The sequence below is a fragment of the Streptomyces subrutilus genome, assembly GCF_008704535.1.
In the GTDB taxonomy this organism is placed as follows: domain Bacteria; phylum Actinomycetota; class Actinomycetes; order Streptomycetales; family Streptomycetaceae; genus Streptomyces; species Streptomyces subrutilus.
Window position 1 is genome coordinate 5,806,103 of record NZ_CP023701.1, and the last position, 24,193, is coordinate 5,830,295.

Below are 24,193 nucleotides of genomic sequence, written 5' to 3' on the forward strand. Positions count from 1 at the left end.
GTCGGGCCGGGTCAGTAGCCCCGGCGCGGAGCGGGCGGCAGGGCCGCCGGGATGTGCGTCATCCCGGTCTGGTGCTGCCGCCCGCTCGCGTATGCGGCGCCCCCCGCGTACGAGTAGGCCGGCTCGGGCTGCTGCGGGGGCTGCGGGACGTACGCGGGCTGCCAGGCGTCCGCCGACTGCCAGGTGGGGCCGCTCCAGCCGCCGTAGGGGCCGGCGGTGTACCCGCTCCCGTACGAGAACGACGTGAAGCCGAGGTTCTCCTCGCCGCTGCGGTCGCCCGGCAGGGACCGGAAGGAGCGCAGGTACTCGGAGTACAGCGCGTCGTAGATCGGGGTGTGCGAGGCGGCGGCCGGAAGGCCGTCCAGATCCCGTACGGCGCGGACCGGGGCGATGGTGCCGGGAGAGGACGGGGCGCGGGAGGAGTCGTATGAATGCACGTACCAGCCAACGAAACGGGCGCCTTGCGGATGCGGGGTGACGGGGGAGAAAACGCAGATCGCCGGGGGTGCGCGGGACGGACCGCGCACCCCCGGCGCATGCCGCCCGGCCCCGGGGCGGGGGCTGGACGGCCGTCTCGGCGGCGGGGTGGTCAGGCGCCGGGGGTACCGGCCAGGGGCATCGAGGCGGCGACCAGGCGGCCCGCGGCGGCGGCCTTGTCGAGCGCGTCGCGCAGCAGGTCCTCGCGGGGCTGCTGGCCGATCGAGCCGACCGGGGCCGCGTAGACGAGCACGCGCTGGGTCTTGTTGACGGCCGCGCGCCAGCCGTCGGTGACCGACAGGGCCTGGTGGGCCTGCCACCAGGACACCGGACGGCCGCCGTCGGCGCCCGGCTGCAGGACGGCGTGCAGCTGTCCGGCGGCGAGCAGGACCGACCAGCCCGCCAGCCCGGCGGGGAGCGCGGAGGTGTCGGTGACCGGGACGAAGCCCTGCTCGATGAGGAGCGGCAGGAAGTCGTCGCCGGGACCGTCGCTGCCGGGGCGGGCGATCGGCGCGGTCGGCTCGACGACCAGGGCCGGGTGCAGTTCGCCGCCGATCAGGACCAGACCGCTCGTGATGCCGAGGACGGCCTGGCCGCCCGGCACGCCCTGCGGGCCGTCGCCGGCCGGCGCGGCGGCGGGGGCCGGGCTGTCGCCGGTGATGCTGGCGACGGCGCCCTGGAGCTGCTCCTCGGAGACCGTCACGACCTGCGAGGGGATGCAGGTGGCGTGGGCGAACGCGAGGACCGCGGTCTCCTCGCCGACGAACAGGACGGTGCTGGTGCGGTCGTTCTGCGGGTCTCCGGGGGTGCGGCACGAGGTGCAGTCGTAGCTGCGGGGTGCGTCGTCGCCGACGAGCAGCCTGTCGGCTTCTTCGTCACCGATCTCGGCACGTACCTCGTCACTGACGTCGAGCATGGGCGGCACGGGGTGGCTCCTCGGCATAGGTGCGGGGGCCGGGTGGTTCCCGGCTCGCCGGGCTCAACGGAGGAGCGGTGGCCGGGGTCACGCCATGGGAGGGAACGGATTCGAACCGGACCCCCGGAAGGGTGAACGGCCGGTGCGGGGGTTCGTGTTCGGACCAACTCTGTTCTGGTTGTGCCCAGTTGACGGCTGTTGCTGTCCGCTTCGGCGCGGGGTGCAAGGGGGCCGGCCGAGTGGCGCCCGGGGGCGCGCGGTGTGGCGCGCGGGGAGCGCGGGCGGGGCTGCGTAGCGTGGCCCGATGCCCGACTCCCGGATCCGGCCGGCCGCGACCGCGCTGGTGGCCGCACTGGTGCTCGTCCTCCCCTGGGACGCGGCGCGCGCCGCGGCCCCGCCGCCGCCCGCGCCCGGGCCCGCCGGCGCCGGCCGCCCCGGCTCGCCGGGCTCGATCGGGCGGGGGCCCGGGGACTGCGGGCCCGGCGGCCAGTGGCCCTGGGACTGCGTCGCCGACTGCGAGAGCGGCGGCCGCTGGGCGGTCAACACCGGCAACGGCTTCTACGGGGGGCTGCAGTTCTGGCAGCCGACCTGGGAGGAGTACGGGGGCCTGGCCTTCGCGGCGCGCGCGGACCTGGCGAGCCGGGCGCAGCAGATCCGTGTGGCGGAGGACGTGCTGGGACGGCAGGGCTGGGACGCGTGGCCGGTGTGCTCGAAGCGGTACGGGCTGGCGGGGCGGATGCACGTGGTGCGCGCCGGGGACACGCTCGTGTCGGTCGCGGCGCAGCGCGGGGTTCCGGGCGGGTGGCGGGCGCTGTACGAGGCGAACCGCGGGGTGCTGGGCGATGCGCCGGGACGGCTCGCGGTGGGCACCCTGCTGGCCCTGCCCGCTCCGGCCCCCGCGCCCGCGGTCCGGCCCCCGGTCCCCGGAGCCGCGACCCCGGCCCCCGCGGGCACGCCTGCGGCGACCGCTCCCCCGCCCCCGGTGCCCGCCCCGGCGCCCTGAGGGCGGGCCCGGCGGCCGGGGCGGCCGCGCCGACGGGGAGCGTCGAGCCGTGGACGCGTACGGCTTCCCGCGCGCACCGGGGCGCCGAACCTGACGTTCCGGTGATTCGCGTCATGTTGCTCGGCCGTGAGTTCGAAGTGGTCGGGCCGCCCGAGCCGACCGGCCGGATCAGGCCCGCGCAGGATCTCCCGGATCGGGCTGCCGAGACCGTTCAGGTGAAGGAAATGTGAGGGGTCCGAGGGGCGGTCACGTGATCCCGTCCGGGGCGCCCGCAACAATCCGCGACGGTAATCGGCGGCTTCTCGGAGAAAATGCCACCGGGTCTTTCCGGCCGGTGTCCCGCTGGTCGGAAAACAAAGGGAAACCGTCGATATTCTGTGACACAAGCGTGACCCGGGATGGACGAACGTACCGGCGTGGCGCTGACGCCGGACGGGTGGGCGGCCCGGGGAACGGCCGAGGCGGCCGGGTCGTGGACCCGGCCGCCTCGTCGTCGCGGGGAGGTGGTGCGTACCGCCCCGTGCGGATCAGCCGCCGGTCACCGGACGGGCCGTGGTGCCCCGGGCGGCGGTCCGCTCGGTGTGCGCCGGGCGGCGGTTGCCCAGGGGCGTGACCGGGGTCCGCTCGGAGCGGACCAGGTGGGGCCGGGCGGTCGGGTGCACGGCCGGGCGCGGGGCCGGGGAGTGCCCGCCGGCCGCCGGGGCCGCGGGTGCGGCCGGGGCGGGTGCGGCCGCGGGGGCCGCGGCCGGCTGCGCACCGGCGTCGGCGGTGGCGTCCGCGGGGGCCTCGGCGGGCAGCCGGAGCCGCCACTTGCCGCCCGCGGAGAGCAGCGGGGTGAGGGCGACGGCGACCGGGGCGGGGATCCGCCCGGTCTCGGCGCGGCGGCGCAGCAGCTCGCGCAGTTCGAAGACGTAGGCCTCGACCCGGGCGATCAGCGGCTCGAACCAGGGGAGGGCCAGCAGGATCAGCAGCCCCGCGGACCAGCCGAGCAGGACGTCGCTGACCCAGTGGGTCCCGAGGTAGACGGTGGTGGCGCCGACGCTCAGCGAGACGACGGCGGAGACCACGGACAGCACCCGCCGGGTGACCACGGTCGAGGCCAGGTAGGCCAGGATTCCCCAGGTCACGACGGCGTTGGCGGTGTGGCCGGAAGGGAATATATCGCCGCCCGCGAAGAGCTCGGCGGAGCCGATCTCGGTGGCGTAGTGCGGGCCGAGCCGGCCGAGGCCGATCTTGACGGCCCCGACGGTGACGTTCAGGAGGAGCAGGGCCACCCCGAGGGTGATCAGCGGTCGCAGGGTGTGCTGGCGCCAGGAGCGCCAGCCGAGCCACGCGGCGACCATCACGGCGGTGGGTCCGCGCTGGCCCAGGACGACGAGGTAGTCGAGGAAGGCGTGCAGCTGCGGCCACTGCTCGTAGGGGCGGAAGAACATCACCTGCCAGTCCAGGCGGACGAGCCAGGACGTGGTCAGGACCGCCACCACGATCGCCAGGTAGAAGGCGAGGGTGGAACCCAGGAGTACGACGCGGTGCCGGCTCATCTGCGGGGTCTGCAGATGAGCCGGTCGCTCTGGTTCCCGGTCCAGCCGGGCGAACACCCGCTCCAGACGGGTCAGGATTTGGTCGGTACGCACTCAATCGACGTTACCGCGCGCGGCTGGTCGGGCCGGGCGAATCGCGGGCTTTGTGATGACCATGTGATGTGGAGTTGGTCTCACGCGGGACTTAATCCCGGCTATTTCGAGTGCCGTTGGATGTAGTCCGATCGGACGTCCCGGAAATTGTTTCGCACACTTACCCGAGCTTTATGACCCCAGGTCAATTCCTTTGCTGAACCATGTATCGGAATGGGCCATTCCGTGATCTACGGAGGTCCCGACCCGTTCAGCCAGAACGCCCCGTAGGTCGCCGAGAGCAGCGCCGCCGCTCCCAGCACCAGCCCCGCCCGGCGCGTCCGCCACCGCCCCAGCGCCACCGCCACGGGCAGCAGCAGCGGGAAGGCGGGCAGCAGCAGCCGGGGCTTGGAGCCGAAGTACCCCGACGCGCACAGCGCCAGCGCCAGCACGATCCCGCAGTACACCAGCAGCGGCGCCGGCTGCCGCTGCCGTACGCAGCGCACGTACAGCCAGAGCACCAGCGCCACCCCCGCGACCAGCCCCAGCCCGGCGGCGAAGGCCGGGGAGGCGAGCCGGTCCCCGACGAACCGGGCGAAGGCCCAGCCGCCGTCGAAGCCGTTGCCCCAGCCCGCCTGCACGTCCAGGTACCCCAGCGGTCCGCCCCCGGTCCGCGCGCCGACCCACACCACGTACGCCCCGGCCCCCAGCGGAGCCAGCGCCGCGCCCGCGGCCATCCGCCGGGACCGCTCGCCGTCGCGCAGGGCCGCCGCGACCGCGACCCACACCGCCGCGACCACCGCGGCGCCGACCGGGCGGGTCAGCCCGGCCGCGGCCGCGAGCAGCCCGGCCGTCAGCCAGCCCCCGCGCAGGGCCGCGTACAGCGCCCAGGCGGCGAGCGCGGTGAACAGGGCCTCGCTGTAGGCCATCGACTGCACGATCCCGACCGGCAGCGCCGCCCAGAGCGCGACCGCCAGCACCCCGGCCCGGCGGCCGTACAGCAGGTCCGCCACCGCGAAGATCCCCCAGGCCGCGGCGAGCCCGGCCAGCGCCGACACCACCAGGCCCGAGGAGCCGTACGAGAACCCGGTCGCGGCGCCCACCAGCCGCTCCAACCACGGGAGCAGCGGGAAGAAGGCCAGGTTCGAGTGGACGTCCCCGTTCGGGAGGACCACCTCGTACCCGTACCCCCCGGCCGCGACGCGGGCGTACCACAGCGAGTCCCAGCGGGCCGACAGCAGCGTGTGCGGGCTGCTGCCGACGGCCGCGCCCCAGCCGGCGAGCACGGCCAGCCCGAGCAGCCGGACCGCGGCGAACACCGTCAGCGCGGGCGCGGCCCGGCGCAATCCAAGATCCTTCACGGGCATGATTATCGGGGCCCGGACCGGTGGGGCGGGCCGAGGACCACGGGCCGTGAGCGTGCGGGTACGCGGGGGAGGGAACGGGGCTCGGAGAGTGGCGCACACCACACGGCGGCCGCCGCGGGGATGAGAGCTTGACCACGTGTCCGACAGGGGAACTCGCGTACGCTGACCGTTCACTCGCGTGTCGACGCCGGACCCCGTGGGAACCCGCACCGCACGACTCCGCGGCTCCCGAACCACGCTGGTCCGCCGAGTGCGAGGGATCACCTGGGAGGTACACGCATGTCGGGGACGAACCCGGCCGACCGCAGCACCCCTTCCCCCTGGCAACGGCTCGCCGCGGCGTCCGGCGGGGGCAACCGCTGGGTCGTCCTGGCCGTCCTCTGCGTCAGCCTCGTCCTCGTCGCGCTCGACGCGACGATCCTGCACGTGGCCGTTCCCTCCGTGACCGAGGACCTGCGTCCCGGCCCGATCGAACTGCTGTGGATCGTCGACGCCTACCCGCTGGTCTGCGCCTCCCTGCTGATCCTCTTCGGCACCCTCGGCGACCGGGTCGGCCGCCGCCGCGTCCTCCTCCTCGGCTACGGGATCTTCGGCGCGGCCTCGGCCGTCGCGGCCCTCGCCGACAGCGCCCAGGTCCTCATCGCCGCCCGCGCCCTGCTCGGCATCGGCGGCGCGATGATCATGCCCGCCACCCTGTCGATCCTGCGCCAGGTCTTCCCCGACCGGCGCGAGCGCGCCCTCGCCATCGGCATCTGGACCGCCGTGGCCGCCGTCGGAGCAGCCGGCGGACCGGTCATCGGCGGCTTCCTCGTCCAGCACTTCTGGTGGGGCTCGGTCTTCCTCATCAACATCCCGCTGATGGCGCTCATCCTCCCGCTCGGGCGCTGGCTGCTCCCCGAATCCAAGGGCGCCGCCGACGGCCCCTGGGACGTGCTCGGCGCGCTGATGGCCGCCGCGGGCGTGCTCGGCTCGGTGCTCGGGGTCAAGCGGCTGGGCGCCGAGCGGCAGCTGCTCGACGCCGAGGCGATGGTGCCGCTGTTGCTGGGAGCGGCGCTGCTCGTGCTGTTCGTACGTCGGCAACGGCGGCGCGAGCACCCGCTGATCGACATGCGGCTGTTCTCCCGCCCCGCCTTCACCACCTCCGTGGGCTGCATCGTGCTCGCCATGCTGGCCCTGGTCGGCCTGGAGCTGATCGCCGTCCAGTACCTCCAGCTGGTGCTGCACCTGAGCCCGTTGGAGACCGGCCTGCGGCTGCTGCCGCTCACCTTCGCCGCCATGGCCGCCGGCGCCACCGGCTCCTACACGCTGGCCCGGATCGGTCCGCGCACCATGGTCTCGCTGGGCTTCCTGCTCACCGCGGCCGCCGTGCTGCTGCTGACCCTCATGGGCCAGCAGGACCGGCCCCTGCTGCTGACGTGCGGGTTCATCCTGCTCGGCTTCGGACTCCAGACCACCCTGTTCGCCGCGTACGAATCGATGCTCAGCGAGGCCCCGGCGGCCACCGCGGGCGGCGCGGCCTCCATCGGCGAGACCTCCTACCAGCTCGGCGCGGGCATGGGCATCGCCCTGCTGGGCAGCGTGATGAACGCCGCCTACGCCCCGGGACTGGCCCGGGTGCCCGGAGTCCCGGCGAGCGACTCGGCGGGCGCCGCCCACTCCCTGGGCGAGGCCTACCAGATCGCCGCGCACCTCGGGGGGCCCGCGGGGGCGTCGCTGTACGCCGCCGCCCGGCACTCCTTCGTGCACGGGCTGCACGTGACGCTCGTGGTGAGCGCCGGGCTGCTGCTGGCGGGGGCGGCGATGGCGCTGAAGCTGCCGCGGACGATGGAGTGCGGGGCGCCCGACGCCGGGCCGGAGGGCGACGGGGTGCGGCTGCCCGCGCAGTCGAAGGGGCGCCCGGCCGAGGGGTCCGCGGTGCGGGCCGCCGGCGAGCCGCGGCTGTCCGCGGCGGAGCGCGCCGGCTGACCCCGTCCGGGTCCGGCGGCCGGCGGTGTGCGCGTACGGACCCGCCGCTGACGGGCCCCCGCGCCCGCCCGGCCCGCGCGCCCCTCCCACCCCGGCCGGGGTGGGAGGGGGTGGACGGGCGGGGAAGGGGCCGTCTAGCGTCGGGGCCGCCGCGCAATACCTGCGCTGCCCGGTGGCGTCCTGCCGGCCGGGCCGGACCGGTACGGCGCCCCCGGGTTCGACTTCGGCCGCCGGGAGGCCCCGTGTCCGCGTTCCTGCCCCACGATCCGCTCGGGCTCGACGAGCTCCTCGACCCGGAGGACCTCGCCGTCCGCGACACGGTCCGCGCCTGGGCCGCCGACCGCGTGCTGCCGTACGTCGCCGAGTGGTACGAGAGCGGCGAGCTGCCCGCCATCCGCGAGCTCGCCCGCGAACTGGGTTCGCTCGGCGCCCTCGGCATGTCCCTCACCGGCTACGGCTGCGCCGGGGCCAGCGCCGTCCAGTACGGCCTCGCCTGCCTGGAGCTGGAGGCCGCCGACTCCGGCATCCGGTCGCTGGTCTCGGTACAGGGCTCCCTCGCGATGTACGCGATCCACCGCTACGGCTCCGAGGAGCAGAAGCTGCGCTGGCTGCCGGGCATGGCCGCCGGCGAGCTGATCGGCTGCTTCGGGCTGACCGAGCCGGACCACGGCTCCGACCCCGCGGGCATGCGCACGTACGCCAAGCGCGACGGCACCGACTGGGTGCTGAACGGCCGCAAGATGTGGATCACCAACGGCTCCGTCGCGGCGGTCGCCGTGGTGTGGGCGCAGACCGACGAGGGGATCCGCGGCTTCGCGGTGCCCACGGACAGCGCCGGCTTCTCCGCGCCGGAGATCAGGCACAAGTGGTCGCTGCGGGCGAGCGTGACCAGCGAGCTCGTCATGGACGAGGTGCGGCTGCCCGCGGACGCGGTCCTTCCGGGGGTCACCGGGCTCAAGGGGCCCCTCGGCTGCCTCAGCCACGCGCGGTACGGAATCGTCTGGGGGTCCATGGGCGCGGCGCGCGCCAGCTTCGAGTGCGCGCTCGACTACGCCGGGACGCGGGAGCAGTTCGGCAGGCCGATCGGCGGCTTCCAGCTCACCCAGGCCAAGCTCGCGGACATGGCCCTGGAGCTCCACAAGGGCATCCTGCTCGCCCACCACCTGGGCCGGCGCATGGACGCGGGCACCCTGCGGCCGGAGCAGATCAGCTTCGGCAAGCTCAACAACGTCCGCGAGGCCATCGAAATCTGTCGGACCGCGCGGACCATCCTGGGTGCCAACGGGATCTCCCTCGAATACCCCGTCATGCGGCACGCCACCAACCTCGAATCGGTCCTCACCTACGAGGGCACCGTCGAGATGCACCAACTGGTGCTGGGCAAGGCGCTCACCGGGCTCGACGCCTTCCGGTGAGGGCCCTGCCTAGCTCTGGTTGAAGAAGTCGCGCGAGCGGCCGCCGGGCTCGCCGCTCACGATCTGGGTGTCGGCCGGGGTCAGCAGGAAGACCCTGGTCGCCACCCGCTCGATGGACCCGCGCAGGCCGAAGGTCAGGCCGGCCGCGAAGTCGACGACGCGCTTCGCGTCGCCCGGGTCCATCGACGACAGGTTCACGATCACCGGGACGCCCTCGCGGAACAGCTCGCCGATGCCGCGCGCGTCCCGGAAGCCGTCGGGGGTGACCGTCGCGATCCGACGGCCCTGCTCGACGGCGGACTCCGACGCCACCCGGACCCGGGGGTCGGTGACCCACTGGTCGCCCGGGCCGGAAACCGAGCCACCCCGGGCCGCCTCCGCGTAATCGTCGTCGTAGTAACGCTCGTCGTCGCTGTCTTCCACGAGACCCAGCCAGGCACTCGCCTTGCGCACCGAACCCATGGACGCCTCCTTTCACCGCGGTCGTCTGTCTTCTCTCCGCTGCCCCTATGGTCGTCCATGATGCTGACAACGCGCCAAGTGGATAGTCGCCGCGCAGGGGTTTCGTGACGGTACTGGTGCAGAACATCCGTTGCACGGTCAAGGATTCCAGCGGCTACCGCTGCTGACTGAGTGAAAATACGACCGCTGCTGCCGAACGGGTGAGCGGTGCGGGCATTCGAGTGAGGCGCCGGGGTCGATACGATGCCCCGCAGGCACGCGCACGACACACGGGGGCAGTGGATTGTTCGGGATCGTCAGACCTTGCACGCACCGGCTGGGGGAGCGGTTCAAGGGCGAGTGGATGGCCCATCTCTGCGGGCTCTGCCTGGCACTTCGCGGGGACCACGGCCAGTTCGCCAGGATCGTCACCAACTACGACGGGCTGCTGGTCTCCGTTCTGACGGAGGCTCAGTCGGGCCCCGCGCCCGGTGCCCGGCGCACCGCGGGACCCTGTCCACTGCGCGGGATGCGCACGGCCGAGGTGGCCCGGGGGGAGGGGGCGCGGCTCGCCGCCGCCGTCTCGCTCGTGCTGGCCTCCGCCAAGGTGCGCGACCACGTCGCCGACCGGGACGGGCTGTTGGCCCGGGCCCCGATCGCCCTGGCCGCGCGCCGGGTGGCCCGCGGCTGGGACCGGGCCGGGGCCCGCACCGGGGCCTCCCTGGGCTTCGACACGGCGGTGCTCGTCGACGCCGTGGACCGGCAGGGCGGCATCGAGGCGCTGGCCGGGGCCGGCACCTCCGTGCTCGTGGTGACCGAGCCGACGGAGACCGCGACGGCCGCAGCGTTCGCGCATACCGCGCGGCTGGCCGGACGGCCAGGCAACGCCGCCGCGCTCACCGAGGCCGGCCGGTACTTCGGGCGGCTCGCGCACCTGCTGGACGCCGTGGAGGACCGGGACGCCGACGCCGCCGCGGGCGCCTGGAACCCGCTCACGGCCACCGGTACCCCGCTCGCCGAGGCCCGGCGGCTGTGCGACGACGCGCTGCGGGGCATCCGGCTGGCGCTGCGGGAGGTGGAGTTCGCGGACGCGGGGCTGGCCCACCGGCTGCTGGTGCACGAGCTGCGCACCTCGGTGGACCGGGCCTTCGGGACCGGCTCGTGCGGCCACGGACACGCCGCGACGGCCTCGGCCGGCCCGACGGCCCCCGGGCCCCGGGCGGGCGCCCCGGGCAACCCGTACGCGGCCCCCGGGGGCGATCCGTACGCGGGCGGTCCGAACGGCGGCGGGAACCCGTACGGCGGCGGGAACCCGTACGCCCCGGGCGCCCCGTACGCGCCCGGCGGGCCGGGGACGCCGCCGCCCTCGGGCCCCGGCGGAGGGGGAGGCGGCGGGCGGCAGCCGCGCAAGCCGCGCCGCGGGCTGCTCGCGGGCTGCGCGGTGGCCCTCGGGCTGTTCTGCACCTGCCGGCTGTGCTGCACCGAGCACGAGGGGCCGTGGTCGCGGGAGAAGAAGCAGCCGTGGTGCGACAACTGCGACTGCGGCTGCGACGGCTGCGACGGGTGCGACTGCGACGGGTGCTGCTGCTGTCCCTGCGACGGCTGCTGACACCCGCTCAGCTCCCGCGCAGGTCCGGACGGGGTACGGGGCGGTTCCCGTCCGGACGGGTGTGGAAGGGTTGACCGGCATGAGCGATGACGCAGACGAAGCGCGGGCCGAGTGGCGCGCCTGGCACGAGCGGCGGGTGGCCGCCGTCTCCGCCCCGTACGGCCCCCTGGCACTCACCGGCACCCACTGGCTCGCCGATTACCCGGAAGGTCGAATTCCGGCCGTTCCCGGGCACTGGCGCCCGACCGGTGACGGGGTGGAGCTGACCGCGGCTCCCGAGGACTCCCTGCGCCTCGACGGCGAGCCGTTCACGGGCGGGACCGTCCTGTCCGCCGACGGCGGCCCGCCCGAGCGCGCGCGGCTCTCGGCCGACGGCGGGGCGCGCCTGGTGGTGATCCGGCGCGAGGGGGAGTGGGCGGTGCGCGTCTTCGACCCCGGCTCCGAGGCCCGCCGCACCTTCGCGGGCATCGAGGCCACCGCGTACGACCCGGCCTTCGCCGTGCCGGGCCGCTTCCGCCCGTACGACCGGGACCGCACGGTCCAGGTGGAGAACGCGGACGGGCGCGCCCGGGGCCTGGGGCTCGGAGGCGAGCTCGCCTTCGCCCTCGGCGGCGCCGAGCACACCCTCCAGGTCGCCGTGGACGAGGGCGACGGCGGCCTGTGGGCCGTCTTCGGGGACGCCACCGGCGGCCGCTCCAGCTACCGCTTCCGCTTCCTGCGGCCCGGAACGCCGGCCGCGGACGGCACCCTCACCGTCGACCTCAACCGGGCCCTGCTGCCGCCCTGCGCCTTCGCGGACCACTTCATCTGTCCCTTCCCGCCGCCCGGGAACACGCTGCCGTTCGAGGTCGCCGCCGGGGAACGGCGGCTGAAAGCCGCCCTTGCGACCGGTATCTGACGCCACCACACTCCCGAGAGTGTTGTCAGGGGCACGGCATAAATCTCTGCGCTCCGCGTGCTCCTGCTGCGCCTCACGGGCTCCGGCCACCCCCACGATCGCCGGGCCCCCGAACCTTTCCGGAGGACGACAAGTGAGGATCCAGAGCATCACCCGTACCAGGCTGCTCGCGGCGGCCACCGGCCTGGCCGCCGTCGCAGCGCTCGCCGCCCCCACGGCGGCCAGCGCGGACGCCCAGGACGGCGGCTTCAGCCCCGCACGTCTCGCCTCGGCCGGCGCGTCCGTACTGCGCGCCGACGTGGCCGGCACCGCCTGGCACACCGACCCCGCCACCGGGACCCTCGTGGTCACCGCCGACTCCACCGTCTCCGCCGCCGCCCTCGCGAAGATCAAGCGCGAGGCCGGAAACGACGCCGGGGCCCTGCGCATCGAGCGCACCCCGGGCAAGCTGACCAAGCTGCTCTCCGGCGGAGACGCGATCTACGCGTCGAGCTGGCGCTGCTCGCTCGGCTTCAACGTGCGCAGCGGCAGCACGTACTACGTCCTGACCGCCGGCCACTGTACGGACGGCGCCGGCACCTGGTGGAGCAACTCCGCCAAGACCACCGTGCTGGGCTCGACGGCCGGCTCCAGCTTCCCCACCAACGACTACGGCCTGATCAAGTACGCCAGCAACTCCCCCGTCCCGCCGGGGACCGTCGGCAGCCAGGACATCACCAGCGCCGTCGACGCCACCACCGGCATGTCCGTCACCCGGCGCGGCTCCACCACCGGCATCCACAGCGGCTCCGTGACCGGCCTCAACGCCACCGTCAACTACGGCGGCGGCGACGTCGTCTACGGCATGATCAAGACCAACGTGTGCGCCGAACCCGGCGACAGCGGCGGCCCGCTCTACTCCGGCACCCGCGCCGTCGGACTCACCTCGGGCGGCAGCGGCAACTGCTCCTCGGGCGGCACCACGTACTTCCAGCCCGTCGTCGAGGCGCTGAACGCCTACGGGGTCAGCGTCTACTGACGCGCGCCCGCGCGCCCCGTCCAAGCCCTGGACGTCCTTCCGCCTTCTGGGAGGATGTCCAGGGTGTCCACGGGGGAGGCTTTCCGCATGAAACGCATCGGCGTGACCGGGCACCGGTCCATCCCCGGCGAGGCGCTCGGCCACGTGGAGAGCGGCCTGCGGGCCGTACTGGCCGGGCGCGACGGGCCGCTGGAGGCCCTGTCCAGCCTCGCCGACGGAGCGGACCAGCTCTTCGCCGTCATCGCGCTCGAATACGGCGCCGACCTCACCGCTGTGATCCCCAGCCACGACTACGAGGACGCCTTCGACGACGCCGGGGCCCTGGACCGCTACCGGGGGCTCAGGAGCCGCGCCGCCCAGGAGGTCCGGATGGACTTCGCGCACTCCACGGACGAGGCGTACTACGCCGCCGGCACCTACATCGCCGACAGCTGCGACCGGCTGGTCGCCGTCTGGGACGGACGGCCCGCGCGCGGGCACGGCGGCACCGCCGAGATCGTCGCCTACGCGCGCACCCTCGGCAAACCGGTCACCGTCATCTGGCGCGAGGGCGTGGTCCGGGACTGAGCGCACCGCACGCCGCCCGGACCGCACCCTCGGACCGGCGCCCCGTCAACTGCTGTGCCGGGCCAGCCAGTCGGTGTGCTGCGGGGAGACGTAGCGCTCGGTCTCGTACACCGAGGACGGCCACTGCGACTCCGTGATCGTCGTCTGCATCACCACCATCATCGCCGCCAGGTCCTGCTCGATCAGACTGTGCGCCTCGATCAGCGGATGGTGCCGGCGCACCTCGTTCCAGGCGATCCCGGCCGCCGCCGCCGCGCTCAGCAGCGCGGTCAGCTCCGGACCCGGACCCGAGCCGAACATCCCGACCACCGCGAACAGCAGGGCCAGGCAGGTCAGCAGCACGATCGTCCACGACCACAGGGCCGTGGCCCGCCGGGACACCTCCGTGCGCCGCCGGTACCAGTTGCGCTGCTCGATCAGCCGGTCGCGCACGTACGTCTCCCGGCGCACCGCGTAGCCCGCACCGCGCAGCCGCTCCATCGCACCGGTGATCTCCCCGCCCTCCGGCACCTCGCCGGTCGCGCGCGGATCCTCCCAGCCCATCTTGCGCAGCTCGTCGAGCCCCTTCTCCAGCCGGGTCCGGTACGTCTCCCGCGCCCCGGCCACCCCACTGCCGAACGGCGCCCCGTGCACGGCGTACCGCCAGGCCAGCGACTTGATGAACTCCGCCGCACTGCGGTTGAGCTGCCACTGCGGCCGGGCCCTTCGCCGCGTAGCCCGTACGCCCACGGCCAGCACCCCGGCGTACGCCACCACGCCGAGCAGCCCGAACAGGCGCACCGCGCCCAGCCGCGGCCCCGACGGCAGCGCCACCGCGGCCGCGGCCGCGACGAGCAGCAGCAGTTGCGCGCGGGTGGCCTGGACGGACTCCCGCTGCCGGGCCACGGCCGCCCGGTCGGTGTGGTGGAAGAGGGCCGGCAGGTCCTCGTTTCGAAAGGTCGTGCTGTCGCTCACGGCGCCCCCTGCGGTCGGGTGGCGGCCGGCCGGGCCCCGGGCCCGGCCGGCCGCGGTCGGGTCACACGGCGAGGGGCTCCAGGTCACGGTGGACCCGGCGCTCGTCGCGGGCGTAGCGGGTCAGGCCGTGGTCCTCGCCGAGCAGCCGGGTCAGCTCGGCCACCGCCTCGGCCCGCACCCGGGCCGCGTCCTCCTTGCGGCCCATCGAGTCCAGGCTCACGGCCATGTTGGAGGCGCTCGCCAGGGTCTCCGGGTGGTGCGCCCCGAGGGCCCCGCGCAGCCGCATCACCGACAGGCGCTCCAGCTCCAGCGCCCCCTCCGGATCGCCCAGGTCCGCCCGGGCGTTGGCCAGGTTCAGGTGCGCGAAGATCGTGTGCGGATGGTTGTCGCCCAGCACCTCGCGCATGTGCCGGATCGTCTGCCGGAGCATCGTGTCGGCCGTGTCCGCCGCCCCCGTGCCCCAGTGGAACACCGCCAGGTTGTTGGTGGCCGCCAGGGTGTACGGGTGGCGCTCGCCCGGCACCTTGACGTACTCGTCGAGCACCTCCTGCGCCAGGTCCCGCGCAGCCCCCGGGTCCCCGGTCGCGAACAGGTCCGCTGCCAGGTTCAGCTCGCAGGCCAGCAGGTCCGGGTTGACCGAGGTGTACTTGGCCCGGTAGCGGTTGCGGGTCGCGGTCGTCAGCCGCAGCGCGTCCTCCAGGTCGCCCGCCCGCCGCAGCGACACCGCCAGGTTCTTCGCCGCCGACAGCGTGCCCGGGAAGGCCCGGCCCAGCTGCCGCTTGTAGATCTCGTACGTCCGGGCCAGCAACTGCACCGAATCGTCGTAGCGCCCCACCTCGCGCAGGTCCCGGGCCAGGTTCTGCGCCGACGACAGCGTGTACGGGTGCTCCGGCCCCAGCACCTCCGTCCGCCGGTCGAAGACCTCCTGGTCGATCTCCCGCGCCCGCGCGTACTGCCCGACCATGCGCAGGTTCAGCGCCAGGTTGTTCGCGGCGGCCAGGGTGCGCGGGTGGGCCTCGTGGAAGATCTGCCCGAAGCCCTCGTGGGCGGACGTGGCCAGCTCCATCGCCTCGCCGTACCGGCCGAGCGCGCCCAGGTCCATCGCCAGGCCGCTGGTGGTCATGTAGGTGTGCGGGTGCGAGGGGCCGAGCGCGGTGCGCTGGCGCTCCAGCGTGCCCCCGTCCAGCTCCATCGCCTCCACGAACCGGCCCTGCGAGCGCAGGATGTTCGACAGGTGGAACCTCAGGTAGAGGTACTGCAGGTCGTGGTCGCCCAGGGTCTCCTTCCAGACCTCGCGCAGCTCCTCGCCCAGCTGGTGCGCCGCCTTGAAGTCACCGCGCTTCCACAGGTACCGCACCCGGTCGATCAGCAGCCGGCGCGTCTCCGGCTCACGGCAGTGCCGGGCGTCGGACGGGGTCAGGTGCGGCCAGATCGTGGCGAACCGGGGCCAGGTCTCCGGGTTGTCGATCGGCTCGTCGTCGTCCGGCCGGGCACCCGCCAGGATGCGGTGCACCGCGTGCCGGGCCTCGCGCTGCTCCTCCTCCGACAACTGCGCCCGGATCACCGCCTGGACCAGCCGGTGGACCTGGATGCTGTTGCCGACCTGGTCGACCTTGGCCAGCGCGAACCGGCCGATCTCCCGGATCACCCGGCCCAGCACCAGCTTCTCCTGGAGCGAGGCGTCGTACGGCTTCAGCGCGTCGATCATCTCCTTGCTGTACAGGAGGTTCGCGGAGATCGGCTCCGGCGCGAAGAAGGCGCACAGCTGCAGCAGCCGCACGGCGGCCGGGGAGCGGGACTGGAGCCGCTCGATGGACACGTTCCAGGTGGCGGCCACCGGCTCCGGGTAGCCGGGCGGCTGGTTCAGGGCCAGCACCCGCGCGGCCTGCTGCGCCAACTGCTCGATGTACGCGGACACCGGGGTGGCCGTCTCCGCGATCCACGCCCCTGCCTGCTCGACCGCGAGCGGCAGGTCGCCCACGGCCACGGCCACCTGCTCGGCATCGTCCTTGGACAGGCCGGGCGCCCGACGCTGGAGGTGCTCGACGGACTCCTCGCGCAGGAACACGTCCACCGGCAGCGCGTCACCGTACTGCGACCAGGACTGGTTGCGGGAGGTCACCAGCACGTGGCCCGGACCGCCCGGCGGGAAGAAGCGCTTGAGGGTCTCGGGATCGTCGGCGTTGTCGAAGACCAGCAGCCAGCGCGAGGAGGGCACCCCGCGCCGCAGCAGGTCGATGGCCTCCTGCGAGGCCGACGCCATGTCCTCGCCCGTCTGCGCGCCCAGCCGTACGGCCAGCTCGGCGAGGGCGGCCACCACGTCGTCGGTCTGCTCGGAGGAGATCCACCACACCAGGTCGTAGTCGGCCATGAACCGGTGCACGTACTCCAGCGCCACCTGCGTCTTGCCGACCCCGCCGAGCCCGTACAGCGTCTGCGGCTGCGGCAGCACCACGGCCATGCCGCCGCCGAGCCGGTCGCGCATCCGCTCCAGCACGATGCCGCGCCCGGTGAACCCGGAGTTGCGCGGCGGCGCGTTCCAGATCTTGGGCACGGTCCCGGGGAACCGGGGACCGGGCCGGGAGGCGCCGGTGACGCCGTCGGGCAGGGCCGTCGGCCGCTCGACCGCGCGCAGCAGGGCCGTGGCCGCGTGCACCTCGTCGAGCCGGAAGAGGTCCACCGGGTTGCGGTCGATGTACGGGGTGGCGAGGCGCACGTCGCCCACCCGCAGCGGCACCAGCCGGCGCCGGCCGCCGGTGGGGTCCTCGGCCGCGGCCCGGTTCCACACGTCCACGGCCCGGGCCGACTTCAGGTAGGCGGCGGAGAGCAGCACCACGGTCCGGGCGGCGGTGTCCACGCCGATGCCGGTCCCGCCCAGCGTGTCGCCCGAGCCCGAGCCCGAGTCCGCGCCCGCGGCCGGTCCGGGCGCCGGGCGTTCGGCGGAGACGTCCCGCGGGACGACCCGGAAGCCGGCCCGGGTCAGCACCGACTCGATCCAGTCGGCCCACATCCGGTTCTCGGCGACGTAGGAGAGGAACAGGTCGGCGGGGAGCGCCGGGCGGCGCCGGGTGAAGGCGTCGCGGATGCGCAGCCGCACCTCCTCCCCGACGGCCGGCATGGAGGTGACGGCGCCCTCGGTGACCACGGTGGTGAGGCGTTCGAAGGCGGAGAGGAGGGAGTTGGCGAGCCCCGCCTCGTCGCCGAAGGTGGCCAGGGTCTCCTCGTAGGCGTAGTACGGCCGGTACGGGATCTCCACCGCGCCCCAGTACGAGGTGAGCTCGTCCCCGACCAGGCCGTTGGGGAAGCGGTCGAACTTGATCCGGGCCAGTGCCCGGCCCGCGTCGGCCTTCTCCTTCTCGCCCTCGTCGATCCGCATGGGCACCGGGTAGATCGTGATGCCGCGGTCGTTGAACCGCTCGTCGATCTGCCGGGCGACGGCGGCGGCGCCGTCGATGGACTGGTCGGAGAGGGTGAAGCAGTCGACCAGGACGTCCGGGAGGTGCACGGTGCAGATGTCCGCGATGTCGGAGAGGCCGGTGCGGCTGTCGATGAGGACGTAGTCGTAGTTCCGCTTCATGTCCGCCCGCAAGGCGTCGAAGAAGAGCCCGCCGCCGAGCCGGTCGTAGAAGTTGTCCCAGTCGAAGGTGGACACGGTCGCCGAGTACTCGCGGTTCTGCCGGCCCGCCGACACGAAGTCGAGGGTGCCGCCGTCCGGGAACTCCCAGCCCAGGGTCTCCGGGGTCAGCGAGACGGCGTGCGGCTGGATGCGCGCGTAGTCCCGGTGCCAGTCCGGGGCGCGCTGCACCGGGCTCGTCGCGGCCCAGGCGTACTCGCTGATCAGGTCGATGACCCCGGTGGTGGCCCCCAGCGTGGAGGGGTCCAGGAACGGGTGGAAGAAGCGGTGCAGGCCCGGGGCCTCCAGGTCCCAGTCCACGGCGAGGACCCGCTTGCCGTTCGCCGCGAGGATCCAGGCGGTGTTGGCCAGTGCCATGGTCCGGCCCGTGCCGCCCTTGTACGAGTAGAAGGTGACGATGCGCCCGTCTCGGGTGTCCCTGCTGTCGCTACTCGGTGTCATCCGCGTCCCCCCGGTCGGTCTCGGTCGTGTCGTGGTGGCCTTCGTGCGCGTCGGGCACGTCGAGCGGGAACGGGACCGGCGGCGGTCCGCCCATCCCCATCGGCCCGAGCAGCCGAGGGCGTTCGATGCGCGCGTTGCCCGCGGGCAGGTACACCTGGGCGTGTCTGAGGAACTGCTGGGCCGCGGCCTCGACCACCTGCGGCAGGATCTGTCCGAGGGTCTCCATGTTGGCCACGCCGTTGGCGGCCGCGCGGCAGGCGATCCGGCCCTGGCCCATCTTGACCGGGAGGGTGTCCTCCAGCCGCCGCGTCAGCTCCGCCTCCTTCGCCCGGCTCTGGTGGTCGTAGCGGTTCCACGGCACGACCACGTTGATCCACGGGCGGGACTCCTGGTCGAAGGCGGCCAGCCGGCGGCGCCGCTGTTCGTCCTCCACCACCCAGCGGTCCACGATCAGGATCTCCGGCCGGGTGGGCGGCTGCTTGCCGTCGAAGTGCCCGGCCTCGTCGTCGAAGGAGGAGAGCGTGGTCTGGTAGTCGAGGTTCCTGACCAGGTCCTCGGCCACGTACGCGACGGGCCGCTGGGCGACCGGATGGTACGGGTTCCACTCCAGGGCGCTGTCCCCGTAGTACTCGGGGCTGCGGCCGTCGGGCAGGTCGTGCCGGGAGGCGGCGGCCACCGTCACGTGGAGGCTGCGGGCGGGGGCGCCGCTGGGGCCGAAGGCGCTCGGCACCACCCGGTAGTCCACCGGGCGGATCGGGTCGAGGCGGACGGTCTCGGCGACCCGGACGATGCGCTTGGCCAGTTCGTACACGGCCCGCTCGTACTGCTCGGCGTAGCCGCGCAGCTTGATCAGGCCGTACAGTCCGTCGGTGACGTAGCGCTCGCCGAAGGTGTTGTGGTTGAACTGCAACCGCTCGGCGGGGCCGGGCAGTTGGGCGGGCGGCACGGGCACCCACAGGGCGGGCACGATGGCCTCGGCCGGCTGGTTGCTCACCGCGCCGTGCCGGATGGCGCGCTGCGCGAAGGCGAACCACTCCTTCCCGCACATCTCGCTGGCGAAGTACCGCGGCGAGAACAGGGGGACGAAGACCCGGCAGGTGGCGAGCGCCGCCCCGAGCCGCTCCGACCAGCCCTCGCCGCTGCGTATCTCCCGGTCCATGAAGCCCGCGTCGGATCCCGCCGGCAGGTCCGTCAGCGCCATGACGTGGCTGCACAGGTCACGGAAGAGGCGCTCGACCCACATGTCCGGGTCCGGCCCCCCGGCCCCGAACCTCGGTGTATGCGCATAACTGAGAAAAAAATACGGCTGCACTGATGCGGGCACACGCCCCCCGTCCCGAAGATGCGAGCGAAGAAACATCATTCCGGAGCCGCATCGCCACATCCCCTCATCGTTCAGTCAATCAGCATCTGTTTTCGGTCATCCAGGCAAGGGCGTGATCGACGGCTTCCGCGAGCGAGAAGAGCATGGCCGAAGCCCCTCCCACCAGCCCCTCGCGCACCCGCGAATTCGGGAACGTGCCACCGATCTCCGCGAAATCCCCGTCGTCCAGTACGACGTCCTCGTACGCGATCCACTCCTTCCCCCGCATCCCCCCCGGAAGGTTCACCTTCACCACACACTCGTACATGCGCAAGGGGGGCTTCGGAATTCGATACTCCGCGAGATGGAAAGCGGTGCACGAGGAAAACCCCACATTGATCATGAGTACCTGTCCCCCCTCCCGGCACAATGCGCCCAGCGGGGACTCCTCGCCGAGATGGCACGCGGCGGGGTGGCCGCAGCACAGCCGCGCCGCGTCCGCGCCGAGCGCGGCGAACGAGGTCTGCGGGTGGGCGCTGCGCACCGCGCCCGGCGCCGTGCGCACGGCCTCGGCGAAGACCCCCGTGCCGTGGCCGGGGGTGACCTGCGGGTCGAAGGCGGGCATCCGGGCCCGGAAGGCCCGCACCTCCTCCCCGGACAGCCCGGCGACGCGCTCCAGGTGGGCGCTGGAGGTGGTGGAGTTCTGCGGGGTGAACGCCGGCACCACCAGGGTCCCGGCGGGCCCGAGGACCCCGGTCAGGGCCTCCCGCAGCTCCCCGGCCCGCAGCCCCGTCCCGCGCAGGGCGGTGTGCGCGAGCAGCCGCGCGCCGGGCCGCACCCCCAGGAGCACCAGCTGCTCCGCCAGGGCCGCGGCCCCCGCGCTCACGCGCCGACCGCCTTCAGCTCCCACCGCAGCTCCGCGACCAGCCGCTTGCCGGTGACCGTCAGCTCGGCCGCACCCGCCAGGCGGTCCAGGGCCCGGTGGATGCGGCCCGAACCGCCCGGCTCCGCGGCCGCGGTGGCCCGCCGGTACGCCTCCACCGCCACCCGCTCGTGCACGTCGGCCAGCAGCCTGGACACCGGGACCGGCTCCTCCCGCCACGGCGAGGGGTGCTGCCACGCCCCGTCCAGCGCGTACAGGTCGGCCACCTCGGTCAGCGCCCGCAGCCGGGCCCGCCGCCGCCCGGTCAGCAGCGCCAGCGCCGTCTCCCGGACCCCCGCCGCGTACGGCACGCCGAGCGCCCCCGGCCCGTGCCGGCCCGCCTCGCCCCAGTCGCCGGAGCGCGGACCGCCCGCCAGCGGGGTCACCGTGGTCAGCCCGGCCGCCGCCGCCCCGGCGAACTCCGGCACCGCCGACCGCAGCAGCGCCCACGCGCCGTCCAGCGTGCCCCGCCACTCCTCGGCCTCGCCGGCGCCGAGCCGGAGCCGGGGCGGCCGGGCGAAGCAGTTGCGGTACGGGTCCAGGTCCTCCAGCGCCACCGGGGCCGCGTCCGGCCCCGCCGACCAGGTCCGTACGGGCTGCCAGCGCGCGTCGCCCGCCGCCGGGCCGAAGCGGTGCTCGGCGCGGCCGTCCCGTACCGCGTAGCCCTCGTCGGTCACCCGCAGCACCGCCCGCCCCTCGGTCCCCGGCGCCCCGAGCCGCAGCAGGCCCAGCGTCGGCAGGTACACCTCGCCGTCCCGGTAGGCGACGTCGGCCGGCAGGTCCAGCCGGCCCCGCAGCACGGCCGCGGCGGCGAGCGCGGTCAGCCGGCGCGCCGGCTCCCCGGGGTCGGGCCGGCCGGCGCCGGGCCCGCCGGGCGCGGCGCGGTCCAGGGCCGCCAGGACCCAGGTCCGGGTGAAGGGGTGGTCCAGTACGGCGTCCAGCGCCCCCGCGCCGGCCTCCCCGGCCCCCTCCACGGCCGCCAGCAGCTCCCAGGCCCGCGCCCAGGCCGGGTCGGGGGCCAGGTCGGCGTGCAGCCGGGCCAGCAGCACCCGGGTCAGCTCCTCCTGGGACCGGGCCAGTTCGGCGGGGTCGGTGAGGGCGGGAGAGGTCTGCCGGGCGGCGGTGCGGCCCTCGACGCCGTCCACGAGTTCGCGCAGGTCGGTGCAGTAGACGGAGGGGTTGTCGAAGCCGTTGGCCTCCCGGTACCGGTGGGTGTACAGCCCGCCGCCGCACGAACGTACGACGGGGCACCGGCGGCACGCACCGCTGACGCCCGCCAGGCCGAGCTGCCGGGCCCGGACACCGGGGTGCGCGGCGACCTGGTCGAAGGTGTGGTCGAAGACGTTGAAGCCGGTGGCCGCGGCCCCCTCGAAGGCGCTCTTGAGGGAGTCCACCTGCTCCAGCGTCCCGTCGGTCTCCACGACGACGAGGTCGGTGGGGGCCAGGCCCAGGGACTCGGTCAGGCTGGGGCCGCCGCCCAGGGTGGACAGGAGGGAGTCGAAGAGCCGCACCGGCACCGGACGGCCGAGCCGCTCCCAGTGGTCGAAGACGCGCAGGAGCCAGCGCGCGTACGCGTCGGGGGCCCCGTCGGGACGCTCGGGGGGCGTCTGCCAGGTGGCGTGCGGGAGCAGGAAGTCCACCCGCGGGGGCTCCAGCGCGACGAGCGCGTCGAGGACGGCGACGGGGTCGTTGGCCACGTCCACGGTGCACAGCAGGCCCAGGTACAGGTGGCGGTAGGGCGGGGAGCGCAGCAGGTCGACGGCGGCCAGGACCAGGGGGTGGCTCGTCCGGCCGTCCGCGAAGCGGCGGTGGCGGTCGTTGGCGGCGCGGTCCCCGTCGAGGGAGACGCCGACGCGCACGCCGAACTCGGCGAAGAGGTCGAGGTGGCGGGTGTCGAGCCGGAGGCCGTTGGTGTGCACGCGCAGGTCGAGCGCGGCGGTCCCGGCGAGGGCCCGGGTGAACTCCTCGCACACGAGCCGGAGCCGGTCGGGGCCGGCCAGCAGGGGTTCCCCTCCGTGGAGGATCACCGTGACGGAGGGGAGTGCATGGTCACGGGCATGTGCGGCGAGCCGCGACGCGGTGTGCGAAACGACCTCGGGGGAGATCACTTTCGGCCGGGCTCGCCAGCTCTGGTCTGCGTGTTCGTAGACGTAGCAATGATCACAGGCAAGATCGCATCTGCTGTGAACTTTCAGGACGATCTCGCGAAATGCGATCAGGCCGGTCATTCCGCCAGTCTAGAGCGCTTACTTCGGGGTCAGAGAGCGGAGTTGAAGGTCGGCGCCTGAACCGAACGACCGGATTCCGCCGGCAGCACGCGGCCCAGTGCCGCCGCCGCGGACGCACTGCGGACGTCGATCTGGGCGAGCGGGGTCCGGCGGGCCTCTGCCGTGCCGGTCGAGGGGGAAGCGGAAGTGTTCACGACACCGTCCTTGGGGGCCATGGGGAATGGGCGGGGGAATGGCGGCAACGACACGCTGCCGTCAAGCCTGGACTTTACTCGGCCACACCCCATTGGCAACCGAGGCATGACGCCTGGTCAAGCGTTCCGGTGAATGCCGCGCGCCTTTCACGAGGGGCGTATGCGGCCGTTCGCCGTAAGGCAAGATCCTTTTTCATCGCGGGCGGCGGGGCGGGGGCGCGGACGGGGTGCGGGCCGTCGCTCAGGCCGGCTGCTGTTCGCTCGCCGGGGGCGCGGGCGCCTCGCGCAGCAGCCAGTTCAGTACGTCGGGCAGCGCGCGCAGCGCCGCGAAGTGGGCGGCGGCCGGGTCGATGGCGGCGGTGGCCCCCGGGATGCGCCGGGCCAGCCAACGGGAGTGGCCGACGGGGGAGAAGACGTCGAGCTCGCCGTGCCAGATCAGCACCGGACAGCGGATGTCGGCCGGGTCGAAGCCCCAGGGGCGGCTGAAGGCGAGGGCGTCGTCGATCCATCCGTACGCCGAAGTGCGCAGCCCCTCCTGGTAGTTGCGCAGCAGCATCGAGCGCAGGCCGGCGTCCGCGACGATCGCGCGGTCGCTCGCGGTCAGCTCCCGGCGCAGTTCGTCCAGGAGCCGGCCGGGGTCCCGGCGGATGCCGGCGGCGCGCGGGATGAGCCGGGCGGCCAGCCCCTCGGGGTCGTCGAAGGCGGTGGAGTACTCCCGCACGTTGGAGTCGGCCATGCCGGCGAACCAGTCCAGGTCCTCCGCGTCCCAGGGGGCCAGGCCGACCAGGGCGGCCGTCCGGGTGACCCGGTCCGGCAGCAGGGCGGCGCAGGCCAGGGCGCCGGGGGCGCCGCCGGAGCGGCCGGCGACGGCGAAGGTGTCCAGGCCCAGGGCGTCGGCCACGGCGGCCACGTCCCGGGCCGTGTCGGCGACCGTGCGGCCGGGGTGGCGGTCGGAGCCCCCGTAGCCGGGCCGGTCGTAGGCGATGAGCTGCATCCTGCGCTGGTAGAGGACCATGCCCCGGGGTGCGGGCCCCAGGCGGCTGCCGGGCGTGCCGTGGAGCAGGAAGACCGGTCTGCCGCCCGGGTCGCCCCAGCGCTCCACGGTCAGCGCGCGTCCGTCGGCGGTACGCACCTGATCGCGCACGCGCTCCCTCCCTCAGGTCGACGCGGGTCGTCCCGTGATTGTGCGCTCCCGGGGGAGGAGTGCGGTAGGGCGCACTCCGCCGAT

General features: G+C 74.3%; 19 protein-coding genes. 7 read left to right on the top strand and 12 right to left on the bottom strand.

Going from position 1 to position 24,193, the window contains the following annotated elements; translation table 11 throughout:
* Window positions 1-11: 11 nt before the first annotated feature.
* Window positions 12-437 (bottom strand): hypothetical protein, encoded by a 426-nt coding sequence (locus CP968_RS25755; RefSeq protein WP_167536850.1) that lies wholly within the window; start codon window positions 435-437, stop codon window positions 12-14.
* Between the two features lie 152 nt (window positions 438-589).
* Window positions 590-1,402 (bottom strand): hypothetical protein, encoded by an 813-nt coding sequence (locus CP968_RS25760; RefSeq protein ID WP_150520263.1) that lies wholly within the window; start codon window positions 1,400-1,402, stop codon window positions 590-592.
* A 295-nt stretch (window positions 1,403-1,697) separates the two neighbouring features.
* On the opposite strand from CP968_RS25760, the gene CP968_RS25765 reads away from it, so the two are divergent.
* Window positions 1,698-2,396, top strand: a complete 699-nt coding sequence (locus tag CP968_RS25765) for a LysM peptidoglycan-binding domain-containing protein (RefSeq protein ID WP_150520264.1) — start codon at window positions 1,698-1,700, stop codon at window positions 2,394-2,396.
* Window positions 2,397-2,923: 527 nt separating this feature from the next.
* Here CP968_RS25765 and CP968_RS25770 read toward each other — a convergent pair.
* Both CP968_RS25770 and CP968_RS25775 read right to left on the bottom strand, forming a co-directional pair.
* Window positions 2,924-4,030: a phosphatase PAP2 family protein gene (locus tag CP968_RS25770; protein ID WP_150520265.1), complete on the bottom strand. Its 1,107-nt coding sequence runs from the start codon at window positions 4,028-4,030 to the stop codon at window positions 2,924-2,926.
* 230 nt (window positions 4,031-4,260) lie between these two features.
* A complete protein-coding gene (locus tag CP968_RS25775) occupies window positions 4,261-5,376 on the bottom strand; it encodes a glycosyltransferase family 39 protein (protein ID WP_150520266.1) in 1,116 nt (371 codons plus the stop codon).
* A 279-nt stretch (window positions 5,377-5,655) separates the two neighbouring features.
* Here CP968_RS25775 and CP968_RS25780 point away from each other — a divergent pair, with 279 nt between their 5' ends.
* Together CP968_RS25780 and CP968_RS25785 are read left to right on the top strand one after the other, a co-directional pair.
* Window positions 5,656-7,341, top strand: coding sequence for an MFS transporter (locus tag CP968_RS25780; protein WP_150520267.1), 1,686 nt, complete (start codon window positions 5,656-5,658; stop codon window positions 7,339-7,341).
* A 242-nt stretch (window positions 7,342-7,583) separates the two neighbouring features.
* Window positions 7,584-8,756 carry an acyl-CoA dehydrogenase family protein gene (locus tag CP968_RS25785; RefSeq protein WP_150520268.1) on the top strand — a complete coding sequence of 391 codons (1,173 nt, stop codon included), beginning with the start codon at window positions 7,584-7,586 and terminating at the stop codon, window positions 8,754-8,756.
* 9 nt (window positions 8,757-8,765) lie between these two features.
* Here CP968_RS25785 and CP968_RS25790 read toward each other — a convergent pair whose 3' ends face one another.
* Window positions 8,766-9,218: a cell division protein SepF gene (locus CP968_RS25790; RefSeq protein ID WP_150520269.1), complete on the bottom strand. Its 453-nt coding sequence runs from the start codon at window positions 9,216-9,218 to the stop codon at window positions 8,766-8,768.
* A gap of 283 nt (window positions 9,219-9,501) precedes the next feature.
* On the opposite strand from CP968_RS25790, the gene CP968_RS25795 reads away from it, so the two are divergent.
* The 4 genes from CP968_RS25795 (at window position 9,502) to CP968_RS25810 (ending at window position 13,289) form a co-directional block, all read left to right on the top strand.
* Window positions 9,502-10,806 (top strand): DUF5685 family protein, encoded by a 1,305-nt coding sequence (locus CP968_RS25795; protein ID WP_150520270.1) that lies wholly within the window; start codon window positions 9,502-9,504, stop codon window positions 10,804-10,806.
* Between the two features lie 79 nt (window positions 10,807-10,885).
* Entirely contained in the window at window positions 10,886-11,704 is an 819-nt protein-coding gene (locus CP968_RS25800; RefSeq protein ID WP_150520271.1) for a DUF1684 domain-containing protein, read from the top strand.
* 133 nt (window positions 11,705-11,837) lie between these two features.
* Window positions 11,838-12,722: a S1 family peptidase gene (locus CP968_RS25805; protein ID WP_150520272.1), complete on the top strand. Its 885-nt coding sequence runs from the start codon at window positions 11,838-11,840 to the stop codon at window positions 12,720-12,722.
* 87 nt (window positions 12,723-12,809) lie between these two features.
* Entirely contained in the window at window positions 12,810-13,289 is a 480-nt protein-coding gene (locus tag CP968_RS25810) for a hypothetical protein (RefSeq protein ID WP_150520273.1), read from the top strand.
* A gap of 45 nt (window positions 13,290-13,334) precedes the next feature.
* On the opposite strand, the gene CP968_RS25815 is transcribed toward CP968_RS25810, so the two are convergent.
* The 7 genes from CP968_RS25815 to CP968_RS25845 form a co-directional block, all read right to left on the bottom strand.
* Entirely contained in the window at window positions 13,335-14,243 is a 909-nt protein-coding gene (locus tag CP968_RS25815) for a DUF4231 domain-containing protein (RefSeq protein ID WP_150520274.1), read from the bottom strand.
* Between the two features lie 61 nt (window positions 14,244-14,304).
* Window positions 14,305-18,318 (bottom strand): FxSxx-COOH system tetratricopeptide repeat protein, encoded by a 4,014-nt coding sequence (fxsT, locus tag CP968_RS25820; RefSeq protein ID WP_150520275.1) that lies wholly within the window; start codon window positions 18,316-18,318, stop codon window positions 14,305-14,307.
* On the bottom strand, window positions 18,305-19,678 hold the full coding sequence (locus tag CP968_RS25825; RefSeq protein WP_229886790.1) for a TIR-like protein FxsC: 1,374 nt from the start codon (window positions 19,676-19,678) through the stop codon (window positions 18,305-18,307). Before CP968_RS25825 ends, fxsT begins: the two co-directional genes overlap by 14 nt.
* Before the next feature lie 43 nt (window positions 19,679-19,721).
* Window positions 19,722-20,507, bottom strand: coding sequence for an AAC(3) family N-acetyltransferase (locus CP968_RS25830; RefSeq protein WP_150520276.1), 786 nt, complete (start codon window positions 20,505-20,507; stop codon window positions 19,722-19,724).
* Window positions 20,504-22,771, bottom strand: a complete 2,268-nt coding sequence (fxsBH, locus tag CP968_RS25835) for a radical SAM/SPASM protein FxsBH, inactivated beta-hydroxylase extension form (RefSeq protein WP_189828989.1) — start codon at window positions 22,769-22,771, stop codon at window positions 20,504-20,506. The genes CP968_RS25830 and fxsBH overlap by 4 nt, the downstream gene beginning before the upstream one ends.
* A gap of 29 nt (window positions 22,772-22,800) precedes the next feature.
* Entirely contained in the window at window positions 22,801-22,965 is a 165-nt protein-coding gene (gene fxsA, locus CP968_RS25840) for an FxSxx-COOH cyclophane-containing RiPP peptide (RefSeq protein ID WP_229886787.1), read from the bottom strand.
* 241 nt (window positions 22,966-23,206) lie between these two features.
* Complete coding sequence (locus CP968_RS25845) at window positions 23,207-24,109, bottom strand: alpha/beta fold hydrolase (protein ID WP_150520278.1); 903 nt, start codon at window positions 24,107-24,109, stop codon at window positions 23,207-23,209.
* Window positions 24,110-24,193: the final 84 nt, after the last annotated feature.